The sequence below is a fragment of the Mycobacterium asiaticum genome (assembly GCF_001668675.1).
Lineage (GTDB): Bacteria > Actinomycetota > Actinomycetes > Mycobacteriales > Mycobacteriaceae > Mycobacterium > Mycobacterium asiaticum_D.
The window spans coordinates 56256-71907 of sequence record NZ_LZKQ01000100.1 but is presented as its reverse complement, the minus strand read 5'-3'; the positions used below and the strand labels follow the sequence as shown (position 1 = coordinate 71907).

Sequence of the window (15652 nt, the reverse complement as noted above, 5' to 3'; positions counted from 1 at the left end):
ATGCTTTCGGCAGCGGCGGGTTTGCTGCTCGATGGTAGGTTCAGCGGCGTGATACTCACCGGAGCTTTTCTGGCCGACGCCGCCGCCGTCGTCGACAACAAACTCAATGTGTCTGGCGGGGTGCTTTCCCGGTTCGCCCTCGGACCCGAACGGTCGGCCCGGTTTGTACTGGTCGTCCTGACTCAGGCCGAGCCCGGCAGCACCGACCGAATGCTCAAGATCGAGATGCGGCCGCCGACCGACGAGGACCCGATCCGGCTGGAGTTCGAGGTTCCGGAAGCCTCGGTAGCGGAGTTCCCGGGTTTCGCCTTCTTTGAGTTGCAGCTCCGGTTACCTTCCAACGGTCGATGGGTCCTGGTGGTCAGCGGTGGCACCGGCGCCATCTCGCTGCCGGTGCTGGTAACCGACTACGTGCCCCAGGAATCGTCACTCGGCCTTTAGGCCAGCGCCGGCAACACGGAGTCGGTGAGCAGCTGCACCGACTTCCATGCTTCGTCGGCCGGCATGCCACCCACCAGCGGGTGCAGCACGATCGGGCCGTAAGACTCGGCGTCCCGCACTTCGGCGATGAGCTCGTCGGGTGTCAGGAACCGGTACCTACCCGAAGCCCTCACCTCGTCGAGCGTCTGAACGCCGGGCAGGTGCATCAGGGACCGCTCCTCGGCTGACCATCCGCCGTATGTGACCGCCTCCCACAGGATGTAGTCGCCGAGCTCGGCCCACGCCCGGTCCGGGTCCTCGTGCAGGAAGATCATCCCGCGGTTCACCGGTCCCGGCATGATCACGAACGGTGCCACCCCGGCCTCGGCGCACAACTGCCGGTAGTGCTCGGCGACGTCGGGCAGGTGGTCGGCCAGGCTGAGCGGCAAGCGGAACCGCGCCGCGCGCCGGGCGGTGGCACGTGAGCCGCCTCCGACGTACAGCGGCGGGTGTGGCTTCGTCCATGTCCCGGTGCAGACACCCACCGCCGCGCCTGACCAGATCGAGAGCATCCGCTCGATCAAGTGGTCCATCAGCTTGCCTCGCCGACTGAAATCGACACCGAGGGAATCGTATTCGGCGGTCCGATAGCCCAGTCCCACCGTGGTGTGCAACCTGCCCCGGCTCATGTTGTCGACCAGCGCGATGTCCTCGGCCAGCCGGACCGGATTCCACATCGGTCCGAGCGCACAATCCACACTGGCGATCAACCGTGACGTTCGGGCCAAAAACATCGACGCGGCCATGATCGGATTGCAGCTCCAGCCGTGCCCGGTGACGTGGTGCTCGTCGACGCTGATCGTGGTGATACCGCGCGACTCACCCCACTGCGCCAGTTCCAGTGCGGCTCGGATCAACTCGCCCTGCTTGCGCGGATCCCCGTGGGGCGAGCCGAAGTTGAAGCGCAGCACGGTCAGCAGCATGTCCGGCTACCGGGCCTGTGATCGCACAAAGGCGGGAAAGTCGGGAAACAGAGCGCGATCTACGATCTCGATGCGCGTGCCGAATGGGTCGACGTAGTAGGCGAACAGCCCCAGCTCGGTGCCCGGCACGTCTGCGGTCATCTCGAACACGAAGCCGTTGCCCTGCAACGATCGAGCCGCCTCGGCTAGGTCGTCGGTGAAATAGCCGACGTGGTGCACTGCGTTGCCGGGCGCCGCGGTCCAGGGGGTGCCCGGAACCTCCTGCAGGAGTTCGAGATACGGGGCCTGTACGGAGTACACGATCGTGGAGGTCAACTCGCGCGTGCCGGCGGTCGTCCGGAACGGCAGCGTGTAACTCATCGGGCTGATCCACTGATAGCCGGCCAGAGCGGTGAGGCGGGCCATCGCGGCTTCGATGTCGGGCACCACCACACCGGTGTGGTAGAGGTCTTCGGGTTTCAGCGCCGCGGTCACGAGTTCCTCGCAATCTGTTGCTTGAGCCATGCGGTTTCCCAGAAGTTGCTGCTGCCCGCTAGCAACTGTTGGTGGGCGTCTCGGAGTATTTCGCGGGCCGCGGGAGTGCCTTCGGGCAGCAGCTCGGCCAGGTGGATCGCGTGCAGCGACCGACCCGCACTCAGGTGTGCCCGCGCACGATCCGCCAGGGCATCGGCGCCGGCGAGCTCGACCACGTCGGCGGCGACGGCGTCGAGACCGACTGGATAGAGTTCGGTGGTCGAGCGGTGGTGGAACCAGCCGGAGTAGTTCTCCCAGATGGCCCGCACGTCCCATGCGACCTTTCCATAGCCCTCGCCCACTTCGTATTCCGGGGGCAGCGTGATCTCGCGCATCAACGTTCGGACGTCCTTGCCGGCGTTCATCCCGGCGACCGTTGCGTCATGGACGTACTGAATCGCATCGCGCAGTCGCGTCAGCTCGCTGTCGATGCGATCGGCGCCGGCAACGGGATCGAAGTGACCCGTCACCAACAACTCCGGTCGCAGCCGGCGAACTCGTTCGACCGACTCGACGGCGCTCAGCGCGTCACGGTATCGGTCGCCGCGGATGGTGACCAGATTGGGGATGTGTCCGAAAACGGGACCGAAGGTATTCCCACACAAACAGATTCGCTCGTCGGGTAACCACACCACCAGCGAATCGTTGGTCTCCCCGCCCGGCACGGAGATCAGTTCCAGCCGTCGTCCGCCGACCTCCAGCGTGAGGGTGTCCTCGAAGTCCAGGTCAACGGCGGGGACGCTTTGGGGCGCCAGCCTTTTGGTGCCGAGACGACGCTGGATCGCCCGGATGCCCTCGGCGAGGGTGTTCTGGAACGCGAACGCATTGCGGTGGGCCCGATAAGGGATCAGGCGTTCGTTGTCGTCGCGCCAGCGTGTCCAGTTCGCCTGTGCGACAACGGTCGTCTCCGGGTCACGTACGCTGTCCAAGCCCCCGACATGGTCGACGTGGCCCTGGGTGAAGATGATGTAGCGCACCGGCGCGGAGTCGACTGCGTCGAAGTTGGCCCGGTGCACCGGTCCCTCGAATCCCATGCCGGTGTTGACGATCACCCGCCCGTCCCCGGTGGTGAGCAGGTAGGAGTTGGACAGTCCTGGCGAGGACCATATTCCGGGCGCGATCTGCTCGGCACGCTCGGCGGAGGCGGCCCGCATGGCATCGGCGCCCGGGCGGCGTCGATAGATCGGTTCGAACATCACTGCCTTTCCTTCACTCGGCGCGGACGTCGAACGCGTCGAAGTAGAAGCCGAACCGTGCCCGTAAGTCGTCGGGCGATATGCCGAAATGGCGGCGCAGGTCATAACGAATGCGGCCGTGCTTGCCGCGGGGATTGCCGTCGAGATACCGCTTGAACCGTTCCCGCACCGGTGCCGGCAATTCCACGTCGCCGCGCCGGTAAAGCTGTTCGAGCAAAGGCATTTCGTTGCCGTTGAGCTGGTGAAAACCGATGTCGATGCTGCGTTCGGCCGGCACCAGGCCACGGTCACGCACGCACGCGCTCAGCAGTCGGTGCACGCGGTCGCTCCAGTAGTCCAGCAACCAGTCCGGCTCGATCGATGTGCGGCGCAGCCGGTCTGAGTAGGCCATCATGGTGATCGCGGATTGGATCACCGCGACCGGATCGCGGTGGGTGAAGGCCACCGTCGCGTCGGGAAACGTCGCCATCAGCGGCCCGAGTTGCTCGCAGTGCTGCGGACTTTTGAGGATCCACGTCCGTGGACCGCGCAGGAACGTCAGCGCTTGTAGCACCTTTTTCAGATACGCGTAATGCCGATGCTGATCCAGGCTCAGGTAGTAGTCGCGCCAATCCGGCACGCGCGCATGCCATTCCAGCACATAAGAGGCGAGGTCAAGGTCGAGGATCTCGACCTCCTCCTCGATGGCCTCCGGGAAGCGGTCGTGCATGGCGGCCACGATCGGCGCGCTGATCATGAGCGCGTCGTGTTCCTGCTTGACCCGTGTGTAGCGCGGATCCACACCGCACGTGTCCGGCCCACGGCCGGGCGCCGGTATGGGATCCTGGCTCTCCCAGTACGGCAGGGCGCGCCGGCGGGGGTCGGTGGCGATGAGGTTCACCAGATGCGTAGTGCCGGATCGCGGCATCCCGACCACAATGAAGGGCTTTTCGATCGGGATCGACCCGATTTCGGGAAAGCGTTTGAGCAGTTCGGTCAACGACAGCCGGTTTCGCAGCAGTCGTACCACTCGTTGCCGCAGGGTTGATCGGTTGAGCTGGCGTAGGCCATCGTCGTGTTCGATCGCCGCAACGTGGGCGCTCAGGCGGTCGGTGAATCCGTCGGTGTCGTCGAGATCGCTGACGCCGGCCTGCTCGCGGGCTTCGCTGAGTATCTTGTCGATATCGAACTCGACCTGCCTGGCTTCAGTGAATTCAAGAATCTGACGCTGGACTTCAGTCAGCTGGGGCGATGCCAGGTCATCGAAGTCGATGTCGTCGGCGGCAGGGCCCGCAGCATTCACCTGTGACCTCCCCAGGGCGCCGTCGCCGTGACTTGTCGAACGATAGCGCAGCGGTAGCCTGCGCGGGGACCACCCATTTCGAGATCGGCAGAAAGGCCCGGCGATGCTGATCGTCACTACCAACGAGCTACCCGGTTGGCGGATCGAGCGCGTGTGCGGCGAAGTCTTCGGGCTCACCGCCCGATCACGAGATTTCCTCGGACATTTCGGCGCTGGGCTGGTGTCTCTCTTCCGGGGTGAACTTCCGAAAGGCATGACCGAAAACCTCGCTGATTATCGCCAGGAGGCGATAGACCGGCTGATCCGCGATGCGCAGGACAAGGGCGGCAACGCCATCATCGGGATGCGGTTCGACACGTCCGTACTCGACGATACGTGGACAGAAATCTGCGCCTACGGCACCGCGGTGGAAGCCGTGCCGGTCAGCGAGGGCGCGCGCTACACCGCCGCTCAACTGGGATACACGGCGGCTTCGTGATCTGCGCCCTAGCCGGGCGCCGGACGGTGGCGGTAGGTTCAGCCGGTGATAGTCGGGGCGTTCCTTGCCGAAGCTGCGGCTGCAGTGGACAACAAGCTGAACGTCTCGGGCGGCGTGCTCCTCCGCTTCGCTGTCGAGGCGGATCGGCTGGCGCAGTTTCTGCTGGTGGTGTTGACGCAGTCGGAGACCGGCAGCCCGGATCGCCGCATCGAAGTCGAGATCCGGCCGCCGACCGACGATGACCCGCTGACCATCGAATTCGAGCTACCCGAAGCCGCCATCACCGCCGAGCTGGGGTTTGCGATATTCCCCATCGAAGTGACCCTGCCGGTCGACGGCCGCTGGGTTCTGATGGTGACCGGAGGGGCGGGCATGATCTCGCTTCCGCTGTTGGTGAGTGGTTAGGTGACGGCGGGATAACAATTCCTAAATCAACGGGTCGCTGATCGGTACGCCGCCCGGGATGCCTGGGCGGAGAAACCTACCGTCACGTCGTGCACCGTCGAACCGCCCTGAAGCTGCCCCTGGCGTTGGCTGTCGGCACGGCTTTGGCCCGGACGCCCCAGGCCTCCGCGGAGGCAGGACGCTGGCCGGCCGAGCGCGCGCACAACTGGTATCAGGCCCAAGGCTGGCTGGTCGGCGTCAACTACATCACGTCGACCGCCATCAACCAGCTCGAGATGTTTCAGGCGGGCACCTACGACGCGCGGCGCATCGACAACGAATTGGCGGTGGCGCGTTTCCACGGTTTCAACACCGTGCGCGTCTTCCTGCACGACCAACTGTGGGCGCAGGACCGGGCCGGCTTCCAGTCCCGGCTGGCGCAGTTCGTTGGGATCGCGGCCCGGCACGGCATCAAGCCGTTGTTCGTGTTGTTCGATTCCTGCTGGGATCCGTTTCCGCGGCTGGGCCGTCAGCGCGCCCCTCGACCGGGAGTACACAACTCGGGGTGGGTGCAAAGTCCGGGGGCCGAGCATCTCGACGACCGCCGCTACGCCCCCATCCTGGCCGACTACGTCACCGGAGTGTTGACCCAATTCCGCAATGACGACCGGGTTTTGGGGTGGGACCTGTGGAACGAACCCGACAACCCGGCCCGGGAGTACCGCAAAGTGGAGCGGAAGGACAAACTGGACCGCGTCGCCGGGCTCCTCCCCCAGGTCTTCCGCTGGGCCCGCGCGGTCGATCCCGTCCAACCGTTGACCAGCGGTGTGTGGCAGGGAAATTGGGGAGATCCCGGGAGCCGGAGCGCCATCGCCGGTTTCCAGCTCGACAACTCCGACGTGATCACCTTTCACAGCTATGCCCCGCCCGGTGAATTCGAGAGCCGAATCGGCGAGCTCGCGCCGCTGGGTCGGCCGATCATCTGCACCGAATACCTGGCCCGATCCCTGGGCAGCACCGTTGAGGGGATTCTGCCGATTGCCCGGCGACACAACGTCGGTGCCATCAACTGGGGGCTCGTAGCGGGCAAGACCCAGACGTACTTCCCGTGGACTTCATGGGACCGTCCGGCCACCGCGCCACCCAAAGTGTGGTTCGCCGACCTGTTGCAGCCCGACGGCCGCCCCTTTCGCGACAGCGAAGTCCAATTGATCCGCAAGCTCGCCAGCGGACAGGACCGGGATTAGTACGGGAGCCGCCATGGGACGGGTCGACGGCAAGGTCGTGCTGATCAGCGGCGGTGCGCAGGGCATGGGCGCAGCGCACGCCGAGCTGCTGGTGTCCGAAGGCGCGCACGTCGTCATCGGCGACGTGCTCGACAATCCCGGCCGCGCGGTCGCTGAAAGGCTCGGTGCCGCTTGCCGTTTCGTGAACCTCGACGTTACCGACTCGGGACGTTGGGAGGCGGCCGTCGGGGTCTGCCTTGATGAGTTCGGCCGGTTGGATGGGTTGGTCAACAACGCGGGCATCGTGCGGCTGGATTCGATCGTGCGGCCGTCGTTGCTCGACTGGCAGAGCGTCCTGGACGTCAATCTCACCGGCGCCTACCGCGGCATGTGCGCGGCCGCGGGACCGATGATCGAGGGCGGCGGCGGATCGATCGTGAACATCTCCTCGGTGGAGGGGCTTGCGGGCAGTGCGCATTTGCACGCGTACGTCGCGGCGAAGTTCGGCCTGCGCGGCATCACCAAGTCGGCGGCGCTGGAGCTGGCCGCGCACAACATCCGGGTCAACTCGATCCATCCCGGTTTGGTGCACACCCCGATGAGTGCCGGCGTCACCGAGGAATTCATGAAGCCCATCCCGATGCGGCGCGGCGCCGCGGCCACCGAGGTATCTAACTTCGTGGTGTTTCTGGTCAGCGACGCGTCGTCCTACGCCACCGGAGCCGAGTTCGTCGTCGACGGCGGCCTCACCTGCGGGGTCCCGACACCGATCTAGTGGTCAGGTCGGGGGCGACAGCGTCCCCATCGGCCGGAAGTAAGCGGCTTCGACGGCGGGGCGCCACCCCATGTCCGCATTACGCTTGTGCTCCTCCGGCGACAGTATTTTCAGCAGCGTGACCATCGGCAGGTAATAGGTGGCCGGCGCCCCGAGGATGTACGTCGCATTTCCCTCGACGAACGTCTTGTTTCCCGGATCATTCAGGCCGATGTTGCTGTAGTCGCCGTGGACTTGCCGGTATTGGCCCGCGCCGCCGACGAACATCGCGGCGAATCTGTTCATCACCGCGGTGGCGTTGGCGAGGTTCGCCGGGCAATCGGCCCAGAAATCGTATTGCCGGATCACCACTTTGACGGTGTAGCGCGTATCGATCGGGAAGCCGTTTCCGCCGTAGGCCGCCGTGCATCCGCTGTATCGGACGTGCATGCAGCCGCCGTATTTTCCCTCCGGGTCACCGGTGAGAATGAATGTCACGGACGCCGGATCGATGTCACTCGTCGGGCCATAGGTGCGTAGCCAGTCGTCTGCCACCTGGGCGCCCTCGCTGTGCCCGAGGACGATTTTCGGACCCGGGACTGCGTGCAGCATGTTGTTGAGGTTGAGGGCCCCTTGGTGGACATTACGGGCGGCGGGAAAATTGTTGTACGGGACTTTCGCCACCACATTCGGAGCTGCGAACAGTTCGCCACGCAGCCAGTTGCCGGGTAAGGAGCGAAAAGCAGGATCGAGCGTCAGAACCGTAGCGCCGGCCGCTGGCACAACCTCGGCGCCAGCATTAACCGGTGTCAGCGCCGTAATGTTGCCCGCGATGGCCATGAGCGTCAGGGCAACCGATGCTACAGCTCTGCTCACTGACGTCACCAGGCAAACCTCAAGAGATCGCAGCGGAATTTGCTGCTCATATATATCACCGGCGATGTTCCGACCCGCCGCAACGTTTGCGAATCGACATCGGAATGACGCTTCCCATACATATTCGCGGGTTAGCCGTCGTCGAATTCCTGCGCCGCTGCGTCAACCACGGCGCTAAATTGTCACCATGAAGAAATTCACACCCGCTTTGCTGGCCGCCATCGCGGTAGCGGCATTCCAGATTTCCGTCGCGCCAGCGGCATCCGCGAATCCCTGTCCCGCTGCCGGGGAAGGTTCCTATCCGAACCGGATCGATTGCCCGCTGGGCAGCATTGCCGCGGCGGATGCGGTCGACGAGGCCAGGCAGCGCGACGAGGGACGTCCGCCCTGCTACACCCGCGAGGGCGTGCCCTACTACACGCCCGGTGACGCACCCTGCGGCTGAGCGATTCCGACGGCTGATTTCCGCTGCCTCGCGGTGACCCCCATCTGAGTGGGTATACGCGCGGCGGGAGGCACGATGAATCAGCCCGAGTCACCATCGGATAGCCGCTACACCGAGGCGGACCTCAAGGACGCCGAGAACAGAGTCGCACATGCTCGGGAAGCGGCGGGCCGCTCGGCACTGTCGGCGGCAAAGAGCCTTGAAGAGTCCGCGCGCGCACACGACGAGGTCGCCGGCATCGAAGAGTCAGCAGTCAACCGAGACAGGCACGAGATAGACAGGTTGCGGCGATCGGCAAAGCAACATCACGCCTTCGCCGCCGAAGACCGCGACCTCGCGGAGAAGAAGCGCAAGGAAGCGAACGAAATCTTCGGCGCTTAGGGGACGCAATGGGATTGAGTCTGAAAATTGCCCCGGGAGTGCGAATCCGGGCGTCAGGATCAGGGATCAGGACCAGTGTGGGCCCTCGCGTTGCACGCGTTCACGTTGTCACCGGCAAAGCAACCGCCGTCAGCTCGGGATTTGGTCCCTTCACGGCTTCGTCGACCACAAAGAGTCGACGTCCCGCAGGGAAAACGCACCCGCCCCCCTCGACCAAGCAGGTACCACCCAGCAAGGTCGACACGTTCGTCACCGGCGTAAAACTCGCGGCCGGTGTGGCGGAAATGATCGGTCATGCCCTCGATCGACGGCAAGCCAAACAACTCGCAGCCGACAGCGTCAGAGCCGCGGAACTCCTCACCTCACTGCACCTGGACGACTTTCCCGGACCAGCCGAACCGGCGCCTCCGGAACCACCGGCGCTTTCCCGGAGTTGGCAACGGCTGCGGCAGCTAGCCAGCGCAGACCGCCGCGCGGAGGCCGAAGCCACCTACGCCGAGGCGCAGGCAATCTATGCCGAAGAGTCGCACAGGTGGAATCTGCTGCACGAACACGACCCGCACGAGGTCATCGCCGCAGTAGACGATGCGCTGGCGGACAACGTATCTCAGTCTGCGTGTATCGACGCCGGTTCAGGTCCACTCGGGAATTACGTCACCGTGGTCGTGCACTACCCCGGCCCCGAGATCACCGACGGCCTGGTGCAGGCCGGTTCAGGCACCCGGCCGCGCACCGAGAAGGAGAAGATCGATCTCTATCGTCGTGCGCTCGCCTCGACCGTGATCGCCAGCGCGAAAGAGGCGTTGGTTTACGCTCCCGCAGCCACGGAGGCATATGTCGTCGTCCTGCGGTACGACCTGCAAGGACGCCGAAAGAGGACGTCGCAACTCGACGCGATCTACGCTGGCGCCCTTAGCCGGCGGGTGCTACAGGTGGACTGGGCGGCCAATAGCCCGCAGGATTGGATGTTCGGCGCTCGGGAAGCACGGTTCAACCTGGACCGGAAAGGCAGGTTCCGGCCGCTCGGGGACACCGCGGGCGACGACCTGCGCCGCCTAGTGGACGCCGTCGCAGCGACGCACGCGGACACCCGACGACGCCGCTACTCGCGCGAAGAGTCACAACGGTTGATGGGCAGTCAAGCGCCCGAACCGTTCGAGTCGACGTGCGCCTGCCCGGGTTGCGGCGCGATGGAGGCGCACTGCTTGCGCTTGCCGCGGACTGGCGAACCGAAGTGGGCCAGCACAATTCGGAGTTGCGCCAGCTGCGGGCGCGAATGGGCGCAGGCCTAGTACGCGAAAAGCCCGGACCCTAAAGGAGGGTTCGGGCTATTCCGATGTCCTGAGACATTTGGCGGTGGCGGAGGGATTTGAACCCTCGGACGGTTTTAGCCGTCACACGCTTTCGAGGCGTGCTCCTTAGGCCGCTCGGACACGCCACCGCCAGGCAGCTTACCGAATCGACCGCCGCTCACCCCAATCGCTGCCGGGCGAAGAACTGCTCGAGCGGCGCGGCGCACTCTTCGGCGAGCACTCCGCCCCGCACCTCAGGGCGATGATTCAGCCGGCGATCACGCACCACATCCCACAGTGACCCGACTGCGCCGGTCTTCGGCTCCCACGCACCGAACACCACCCGAGCCACCCGCGCCAGCACCAAGGCACCGGCACACATGGTGCACGGCTCGACGGTGACCGCCAGCGTCGCGCCCTCCAGGCGCCAGCCGTCGCCGAGGACAGCGGCCGCGGCCCGCAACGCCAGGATCTCGGCATGGGCGGTGGGATCGCCGAGCGCTTCGCGAGCATTCACCGCCCTGGCCAGCTCGGTCCCGTCGGCGCTCACGACCACCGCGCCGATCGGCACGTCCCGCGGTCCGGCGGTCCCGGCGACTGCCAGCGCGGCGCGGATCAGCTGCTCGTCAGAGACCCTCACCGACCCCTGCTGATGGCGGCGATCCGCTGCGCCGGGCTCGTCCGCGCTTGCGATCACCGACCCGGACCGAGGGCGGCGACCCGCTGCGCCCGGCTGCGCCGCGCTTGCGATCACCGACCGAGACGGTCGATCACCGCCGACAACTGTTCGGCGAAACCCATCTCCCGCGCGATCCGGCCGAGTTGCTCGTCGGCGTACAGGTCCGTCTCGTCCAGAATCACCCCCAGCACCGCCTCGGGCAGCCCGATGTCGGAGAGCAACCCCAGGTCACCCTCCTCGAACGGGTCGGCGTCCTCGAGGTCTTCGGGGTCGATGTCGGCGTCCAGGCTGTCCAGCACTTCGGCCGCGATGTCGTAATCCAGCGCGGCGGTGGCATCCGACAACAGCAACCGGGTCCCGGAGGGCGCTGGGCGCACGATGACGAAAAACTCGTCGTCCACGTCCAGGAGCCCAAAGACCGCCCCGGCGCTGCGCAGCTCCCGCAGCTCGGTCTCCGCGGCCGACAAACTGGTAAGAGCCTTGGGGCCGAGCGGCGCGCAGCGCCAGCGGCCCTCTTCACGCACGACGGCGATGCCGAAGCCGTCCGGGGTGTCCGCGGACGGGCCCTGCGTTGCCGAGGCCCGTTGTACTCCCATGGCCGCATACGCTAGTCCCTGACCTGGCCTCTGGCCAGATGAAGCCGGGACGCGCAGCCTGCGCCCGGCTGAGCTGTGCCAACCTTGAACAAGTGGTGAGGACTGAGGTGAAAACACCTGTATGCGTGCTCGGACTGGGGTTGATCGGTGGGTCGATCCTGCGGGCCGCTTCCGCATCCGGCCGTGAGGTATTCGGCTACAACCGCTCGGTGGAGGGCGCCCAGGGCGCGCGTTCGGACGGGTACGACGCCACCACCGACCTCAACGCGACGCTGACCCGGGCCGCCGAAACCGACGCGCTGATCGTGCTGGCCGTGCCGATGCCGGCCCTGCCGAGCATGCTGGCCCACATCCGCGAGTTGGCGCCGCACTGTCCGCTGACCGACGTGACCAGCGTGAAGACCGCGGTGCTCGACGAGGTCGCCGCCGCCGGGCTGCTGGAGCGCTTCGTCGGCGGGCACCCGATGACCGGCACCGCGCACTCGGGCTGGCGGGCCGGGCACGGCGGATTGTTCAACCGGGCGCCCTGGGTGGTCAGCGTCGACGACCACGTCGACCCCACGGTCTGGTCAATGGTGATGACGTTGGCGCTGGACTGCGGCGCGGTGGTGGTGCCTGCCCGATCCGACGAGCACGACGCGGCCGCCGCCGCCATCTCGCACCTGCCGCACCTGCTCGCCGAGGCGCTGGCCATCACGGCGGCCGAGGTTCCGCTGGCGTTTGCCCTGGCGGCCGGCTCGTTCCGGGACGCCACCAGGGTCGCGGGGACGGCACCGGACCTGGTGCGCGCGATGTGCGAGGCCAATACCGGCCAGTTGGTGCCGGCCACCAGCCGGATCATCGAGCTGCTCAGCCGCGCGCGCGACTCATTGGCCAGCAACTGTTCGGTGGCCGACCTGGTCGACGAGGGCCACGCGGCCCGCACCCGCTACGAGAGTTTTCCGCGGTCGGACATCGTCACCGTCACCATCGGCGCCGACAGCTGGCGCCAGCAGCTGGCCGCCGCGGGCCGCGCCGGTGGAGTGATCAGATCCGCTCTGCCAACCCTGGATATTCAACAATGAACCCGTCCCGGTCGACGGTCACCGTGGTGTCGGCCACCGGCGAACGCAGCTTGATCCCGTCCAAGCGGCCTTCGCTGGCGTAACTCACCGTCTCCGCCTCGACGGACATTGAGGGCACGTTCACATAGACCATCGGCAGCGTGAGCGTCTCCGCCCGCTCGTGGATGCCGAGCCGCCGGATCGGCAGCGCATTGAAGAACGGGCTGAACACCAGGTCAACGTCCAGAGCGCCGTTGTACCCCGCGCGTCTCTCGCCCTGGTGGTCGGTGATCAACCACATGTTCTCTTCGTCGCGAGCGATGGCGAGCTGGCGCTCGCGCTCCGCCAGCGTGACGGTCAGCCCGAACCGCTTGGTTGCACCGGACTCGTCGGTCTGCAATTCGTAGAAGGCACCGAAGGCCGGGCTGGTCGGGGTGGCCGCGGCTACGATTCGCCCGTTGGCCTTGATTCGCTTGCCGGACAACTGAACTCGCACCGATTCCATGCGCGAGCAATCCTGGGCGCGCCAGGTGAACATCGCGGGCTGGACACGCTGTGTTGGGTCAGAAGGGGCTGCGTTCACACTCCTACCGTAGGACGTGCGCGTCGGCCGTGGTGACTTTGTCGGCAACTGTGATCTTGGGTACGTGATCACGCGGCCGGACCACCCGCCTCAACCGGCCGCTACCGGGCGCCGCAGCCCACACCGCCAAGGCCAGCAGGCCGTCCAGAATCAGGGCCAGCGCGGCCACCAGCACCGCCCCGACCAGGGCTATGGCGAACTGCCGTTCCTTGATCCCGTCGATCAGATAACGGCCCAATCCGCCCAGGCTGGCGTACGCGGCCACTGTCGCGGTGGCGACCACCTGCAACGTCGCGTTCCGCAGGCCACCCAGGATCAGTGGCAGCGCATTGGGCGCCTCAACGCGCAGCAACACCTGAGCCTCGGTCATCCCCATCGCCCGCGCGGCGTCCACCACCAGGCGGTCCACGCTGGCGATACCCGCATACGTGCCCGCCAACAACGACGGAATGCCGAGCAACATCAGCGCCACGATCGGCGGGCCCAGCCCCAGCCCATACAGCAGGACGCCGAGCAGCAGTACTCCCAAGGTCGGCAGCGCTCGCAGCCCATTCACCGCGCCGACCACCACCAGCTGACCGCGTCCGGTGTGACCGATGATGAGCCCGACCGGGATGGCGATGACGGCCGAGGCGCCCACCGCCAGGACGGTGTACTCCAGGTGCTCACAGATCCGGGCCGCCAAGCCGGCGGGCCCCGTCCAGTTGTCGGCGGTCGTCAGGAACGACAACGCCTGCGCGACGAAGTTCATCGGGCACCCCCCACGAGCGGGGACCGCAACCGGCGCCGGTCAGACGCGCGCTCCCACGGCGTGACCAGCCGGCCGAGGAGGCTGAGCAGGGTGTCGATCACGACCGCCAGGGCGAACATGGCGATGATGCCGGCCAGGATCTGATCGCTCTTGTTGGTTTGGAATCCCGCGGTGAACCAGGTGCCCAGACCACCGATGCCGATCACCGATCCCACCGAGACCATCGCGATGTTGGTCACCACCACCACCCGCAACCCCGCTATCAACACCGGAATAGACAGCGGCAGTTCAACTTTCAGCATGCGCACGGCGGGCGCATAGCCGATCGCAATGGCCGCCTCGCGGACATGGGCCGGGACCGCGTCCAGCGCCTCGAGCACCGCGCGCACCATCAGGGCGGCGGTGTAGGCCGTCAGCGCGACCATGACGTTGGCCTCGTCGAGGATCCTGGTGCCCAGGATCAGCGGCAGTACCACAAACAGCGCCAGCGACGGGATGGTGAAAACCACGCTGGCGGTAGCCGTGGTCAATCGCCGCCACAGCGGGGCGTGCTGCACCGCGAGTCCGAGGGGCAGCGCGATCGCCAGTCCGGCAACGACCGGCACCAGCGACAGCCGCAGGTGGACGACGGTCAGCGCCCACGCGGTGCCCAGGTGGTTCAGCAGATAGTGCATCAGGTCCGCCGCCGGGTTTCCGCGGCAGCCAGCACGTCGGTGGCCAGGATGCCGCCGACGACCTTGTGCCCGCTATCCACGGCCACGCCCATCGATGACGGCGACGCCAGCGCCGCGTCCAGCGCCTGGCTGAGGTTGCCGTCGACATGGAACACCGAACCGACCGGCATGAGGGTCTCGGTGAGCGGCTCACCGGCCCGGTGCCGCCGCAGCCCGTCGTCGTCGATCCAGCCCATCGGCTCACCGCCGCCGTCGACCACCAGCATCCAACCATCCGAAAGTTGAGTGCTGGCAAGGTCGTTGGTGGATACCCGATCGATATCATGCAGGGGCAGCCCGGCCGCGTCGAGCAGTTGCAGCCACCGGTAGCCGCGGCCGAGTCCGATGAACCTCGCCACGAAGTCGTTCGCGGGGCGCGCGAGCAACCGTGCGGGTTCGTCGTACTGCTGCAACACACCGCCGGCGCCGAACACCGCAACCCGGTCGGCGAGCCGCAGCGCCTCGTCGATGTCGTGGGTCACGAACACCACCGTCTTGTGCAATTCGCTTTGCAGACGCAGGATTTCGTTCTGCAGGGTGTGCCGGACCACGGGGTCGACGGCAGAGAACGGCTCGTCCATCAGCAGTATCGGCGGATCCGCCGCCAAAGCTCGCGCGACACCGACGCGCTGTTGTTCGCCGCCGGAGAGTTGCGCCGGATAGCGCGACGCGACTTCGGGTTTCAGCCCGACCCGCTCCAGCACGTCGTGGGCGGCGGCACGCGCGGCGCGCCGGGACTGCCCCCGCAGCACCGGCACCGCCGCGACGTTGTCGATCACCCGTTGGTGGGGCATCAAGCCGGCGTTCTGGATGACGTAGCCGATCCCGCGCCGCAACCGCACCGGGTTGACCGTCGAGACGTCCGCCCCGTCGACCGTCACGGTGCCCGACGTCGGGTCGACCATCCGGTTGATCATTCGCAGCGCGGTGGTCTTGCCGCAGCCGGAGGAACCGACGAAGACCGTCAGTTCGCCGGCTGGGACGTGCATGCTCAATCGATCGACGGCCGTGGCGCCGTTGCCGAAGACCTTGCTGACGTTGTCGAAGGTGATCAACG

20 protein-coding genes and 1 tRNA gene are annotated in these 15652 nt (G+C 66.4%); 9 read left to right on the top strand and 12 right to left on the bottom strand.

Going from position 1 to position 15652, the window contains the following annotated elements; all coding sequences use genetic code 11:
• The first annotated feature begins 48 nt into the window (after positions 1 to 48).
• Positions 49 to 441 carry a hypothetical protein gene (locus A9X01_RS09155; RefSeq protein WP_065034041.1) on the top strand — a complete coding sequence of 131 codons (393 nt, stop codon included), beginning with the start codon at positions 49 to 51 and terminating at the stop codon, positions 439 to 441.
• On the opposite strand, the gene A9X01_RS09150 is transcribed toward A9X01_RS09155, so the two are convergent.
• Genes A9X01_RS09150 through A9X01_RS09135 form a run of 4 tightly spaced genes read right to left on the bottom strand, consistent with a single transcriptional unit; the run spans position 438 to position 4394 of the window.
• Positions 438 to 1403: an LLM class flavin-dependent oxidoreductase gene (locus A9X01_RS09150; RefSeq protein WP_065120425.1), complete on the bottom strand. Its 966-nt coding sequence runs from the start codon at positions 1401 to 1403 to the stop codon at positions 438 to 440. The genes A9X01_RS09155 and A9X01_RS09150 overlap by 4 nt on opposite strands.
• 6 nt (positions 1404 to 1409) lie before the next feature.
• Positions 1410 to 1907 carry a VOC family protein gene (locus tag A9X01_RS09145; RefSeq protein WP_065120424.1) on the bottom strand — a complete coding sequence of 166 codons (498 nt, stop codon included), beginning with the start codon at positions 1905 to 1907 and terminating at the stop codon, positions 1410 to 1412.
• On the bottom strand, positions 1874 to 3112 hold the full coding sequence (locus A9X01_RS09140; protein ID WP_065120423.1) for an MBL fold metallo-hydrolase: 1239 nt from the start codon (positions 3110 to 3112) through the stop codon (positions 1874 to 1876). The genes A9X01_RS09145 and A9X01_RS09140 overlap by 34 nt, the downstream gene beginning before the upstream one ends.
• A 13-nt stretch (positions 3113 to 3125) precedes the next feature.
• On the bottom strand, positions 3126 to 4394 hold the full coding sequence (locus A9X01_RS09135) for a sulfotransferase family protein (protein ID WP_065120422.1): 1269 nt from the start codon (positions 4392 to 4394) through the stop codon (positions 3126 to 3128).
• A 103-nt stretch (positions 4395 to 4497) separates the two neighbouring features.
• On the opposite strand from A9X01_RS09135, the gene A9X01_RS09130 reads away from it, so the two are divergent.
• The 4 genes from A9X01_RS09130 (at position 4498) to A9X01_RS09115 (ending at position 7257) form a co-directional block, all read left to right on the top strand.
• Entirely contained in the window at positions 4498 to 4872 is a 375-nt protein-coding gene (locus A9X01_RS09130) for a YbjQ family protein (protein ID WP_065120421.1), read from the top strand.
• A 45-nt stretch (positions 4873 to 4917) separates the two neighbouring features.
• Positions 4918 to 5277 (top strand): hypothetical protein, encoded by a 360-nt coding sequence (locus A9X01_RS09125; protein ID WP_065120420.1) that lies wholly within the window; start codon positions 4918 to 4920, stop codon positions 5275 to 5277.
• Positions 5278 to 5366: 89 nt separating this feature from the next.
• Positions 5367 to 6503 carry a glycoside hydrolase 5 family protein gene (locus tag A9X01_RS09120; RefSeq protein ID WP_065120419.1) on the top strand — a complete coding sequence of 379 codons (1137 nt, stop codon included), beginning with the start codon at positions 5367 to 5369 and terminating at the stop codon, positions 6501 to 6503.
• 13 nt (positions 6504 to 6516) lie between these two features.
• Positions 6517 to 7257 carry an SDR family oxidoreductase gene (locus A9X01_RS09115; RefSeq protein WP_065120418.1) on the top strand — a complete coding sequence of 247 codons (741 nt, stop codon included), beginning with the start codon at positions 6517 to 6519 and terminating at the stop codon, positions 7255 to 7257.
• A 3-nt stretch (positions 7258 to 7260) separates the two neighbouring features.
• On the opposite strand, the gene A9X01_RS09110 is transcribed toward A9X01_RS09115, so the two are convergent.
• Positions 7261 to 8076 (bottom strand): PE-PPE domain-containing protein, encoded by an 816-nt coding sequence (locus A9X01_RS09110; protein ID WP_155772000.1) that lies wholly within the window; start codon positions 8074 to 8076, stop codon positions 7261 to 7263.
• A 223-nt stretch (positions 8077 to 8299) separates the two neighbouring features.
• Here A9X01_RS09110 and A9X01_RS09105 point away from each other — a divergent pair, with 223 nt between their 5' ends.
• The 3 genes from A9X01_RS09105 to A9X01_RS09095 all read left to right on the top strand — a co-directional run bounded on the left by A9X01_RS09105 (position 8300) and on the right by A9X01_RS09095 (position 10230).
• A complete protein-coding gene (locus tag A9X01_RS09105; protein ID WP_065120416.1) occupies positions 8300 to 8557 on the top strand; it encodes a hypothetical protein in 258 nt (85 codons plus the stop codon).
• A gap of 75 nt (positions 8558 to 8632) precedes the next feature.
• A complete protein-coding gene (locus A9X01_RS09100) occupies positions 8633 to 8938 on the top strand; it encodes a hypothetical protein (protein WP_065120415.1) in 306 nt (101 codons plus the stop codon).
• A 284-nt stretch (positions 8939 to 9222) separates the two neighbouring features.
• Positions 9223 to 10230 carry a hypothetical protein gene (locus A9X01_RS09095; protein WP_155771999.1) on the top strand — a complete coding sequence of 336 codons (1008 nt, stop codon included), beginning with the start codon at positions 9223 to 9225 and terminating at the stop codon, positions 10228 to 10230.
• Between the two features lie 59 nt (positions 10231 to 10289).
• Here the strand turns inward: A9X01_RS09095 and A9X01_RS09090 are convergent.
• From A9X01_RS09090 to A9X01_RS09080, 3 genes are all read right to left on the bottom strand, one after another.
• Positions 10290 to 10379 (bottom strand) — tRNA-Ser (locus A9X01_RS09090).
• 29 nt (positions 10380 to 10408) lie between these two features.
• Positions 10409 to 10870 (bottom strand): nucleoside deaminase, encoded by a 462-nt coding sequence (locus A9X01_RS09085; protein WP_065120464.1) that lies wholly within the window; start codon positions 10868 to 10870, stop codon positions 10409 to 10411.
• A 110-nt stretch (positions 10871 to 10980) separates the two neighbouring features.
• Positions 10981 to 11505: a tRNA adenosine deaminase-associated protein gene (locus A9X01_RS09080; RefSeq protein WP_065120413.1), complete on the bottom strand. Its 525-nt coding sequence runs from the start codon at positions 11503 to 11505 to the stop codon at positions 10981 to 10983.
• Positions 11506 to 11612: 107 nt separating this feature from the next.
• Between A9X01_RS09080 and A9X01_RS09075 the strand changes: the two genes are divergently transcribed.
• Positions 11613 to 12569: a prephenate dehydrogenase gene (locus A9X01_RS09075; protein ID WP_436405250.1), complete on the top strand. Its 957-nt coding sequence runs from the start codon at positions 11613 to 11615 to the stop codon at positions 12567 to 12569.
• On the opposite strand, the gene A9X01_RS09070 is transcribed toward A9X01_RS09075, so the two are convergent.
• Genes A9X01_RS09070 through A9X01_RS09055 form a run of 4 tightly spaced genes read right to left on the bottom strand, consistent with a single transcriptional unit; the run spans position 12532 to position 15650 of the window.
• Positions 12532 to 13131: a putative glycolipid-binding domain-containing protein gene (locus A9X01_RS09070; protein ID WP_065120412.1), complete on the bottom strand. Its 600-nt coding sequence runs from the start codon at positions 13129 to 13131 to the stop codon at positions 12532 to 12534. The genes A9X01_RS09075 and A9X01_RS09070 overlap by 38 nt on opposite strands.
• 4 nt (positions 13132 to 13135) lie before the next feature.
• Entirely contained in the window at positions 13136 to 13882 is a 747-nt protein-coding gene (locus tag A9X01_RS09065) for an ABC transporter permease (protein WP_065120411.1), read from the bottom strand.
• Positions 13879 to 14556 (bottom strand): ABC transporter permease, encoded by a 678-nt coding sequence (locus A9X01_RS09060; protein WP_065120410.1) that lies wholly within the window; start codon positions 14554 to 14556, stop codon positions 13879 to 13881. Before A9X01_RS09060 ends, A9X01_RS09065 begins: the two co-directional genes overlap by 4 nt.
• Positions 14556 to 15650: an ABC transporter ATP-binding protein gene (locus tag A9X01_RS09055; protein ID WP_065120409.1), complete on the bottom strand. Its 1095-nt coding sequence runs from the start codon at positions 15648 to 15650 to the stop codon at positions 14556 to 14558. Before A9X01_RS09055 ends, A9X01_RS09060 begins: the two co-directional genes overlap by 1 nt.
• Between the last annotated feature and the right edge of the window lie 2 nt (positions 15651 to 15652).

What these genes read in the sequence shown, in the direction of transcription:
- A9X01_RS09150 (WP_065120425.1), bottom strand. Translation starts at nt 1,403, where the DNA reads ATGCTGCTGACCGTGCTGCGCTTCAACTTCGGCTCGCCCCACGGGGAT.
- A9X01_RS09105 (WP_065120416.1), top strand. Translation starts at nt 8,300, where the DNA reads ATGAAGAAATTCACACCCGCTTTGCTGGCCGCCATCGCGGTAGCGGCA.
- A9X01_RS09065 (WP_065120411.1), bottom strand. Translation starts at nt 13,882, where the DNA reads ATGAACTTCGTCGCGCAGGCGTTGTCGTTCCTGACGACCGCCGACAAC.
- A9X01_RS09145 (WP_065120424.1), bottom strand. Translation starts at nt 1,907, where the DNA reads ATGGCTCAAGCAACAGATTGCGAGGAACTCGTGACCGCGGCGCTGAAA.
- A9X01_RS09100 (WP_065120415.1), top strand. Translation starts at nt 8,633, where the DNA reads ATGAATCAGCCCGAGTCACCATCGGATAGCCGCTACACCGAGGCGGAC.
- A9X01_RS09110 (WP_155772000.1), bottom strand. Translation starts at nt 8,076, where the DNA reads ATGGCCATCGCGGGCAACATTACGGCGCTGACACCGGTTAATGCTGGC.
- A9X01_RS09095 (WP_155771999.1), top strand. Translation starts at nt 9,223, where the DNA reads ATGATCGGTCATGCCCTCGATCGACGGCAAGCCAAACAACTCGCAGCC.
- A9X01_RS09115 (WP_065120418.1), top strand. Translation starts at nt 6,517, where the DNA reads ATGGGACGGGTCGACGGCAAGGTCGTGCTGATCAGCGGCGGTGCGCAG.
- A9X01_RS09140 (WP_065120423.1), bottom strand. Translation starts at nt 3,112, where the DNA reads ATGTTCGAACCGATCTATCGACGCCGCCCGGGCGCCGATGCCATGCGG.
- A9X01_RS09080 (WP_065120413.1), bottom strand. Translation starts at nt 11,505, where the DNA reads ATGGGAGTACAACGGGCCTCGGCAACGCAGGGCCCGTCCGCGGACACC.
- A9X01_RS09130 (WP_065120421.1), top strand. Translation starts at nt 4,498, where the DNA reads ATGCTGATCGTCACTACCAACGAGCTACCCGGTTGGCGGATCGAGCGC.
- A9X01_RS09060 (WP_065120410.1), bottom strand. Translation starts at nt 14,556, where the DNA reads ATGCACTATCTGCTGAACCACCTGGGCACCGCGTGGGCGCTGACCGTC.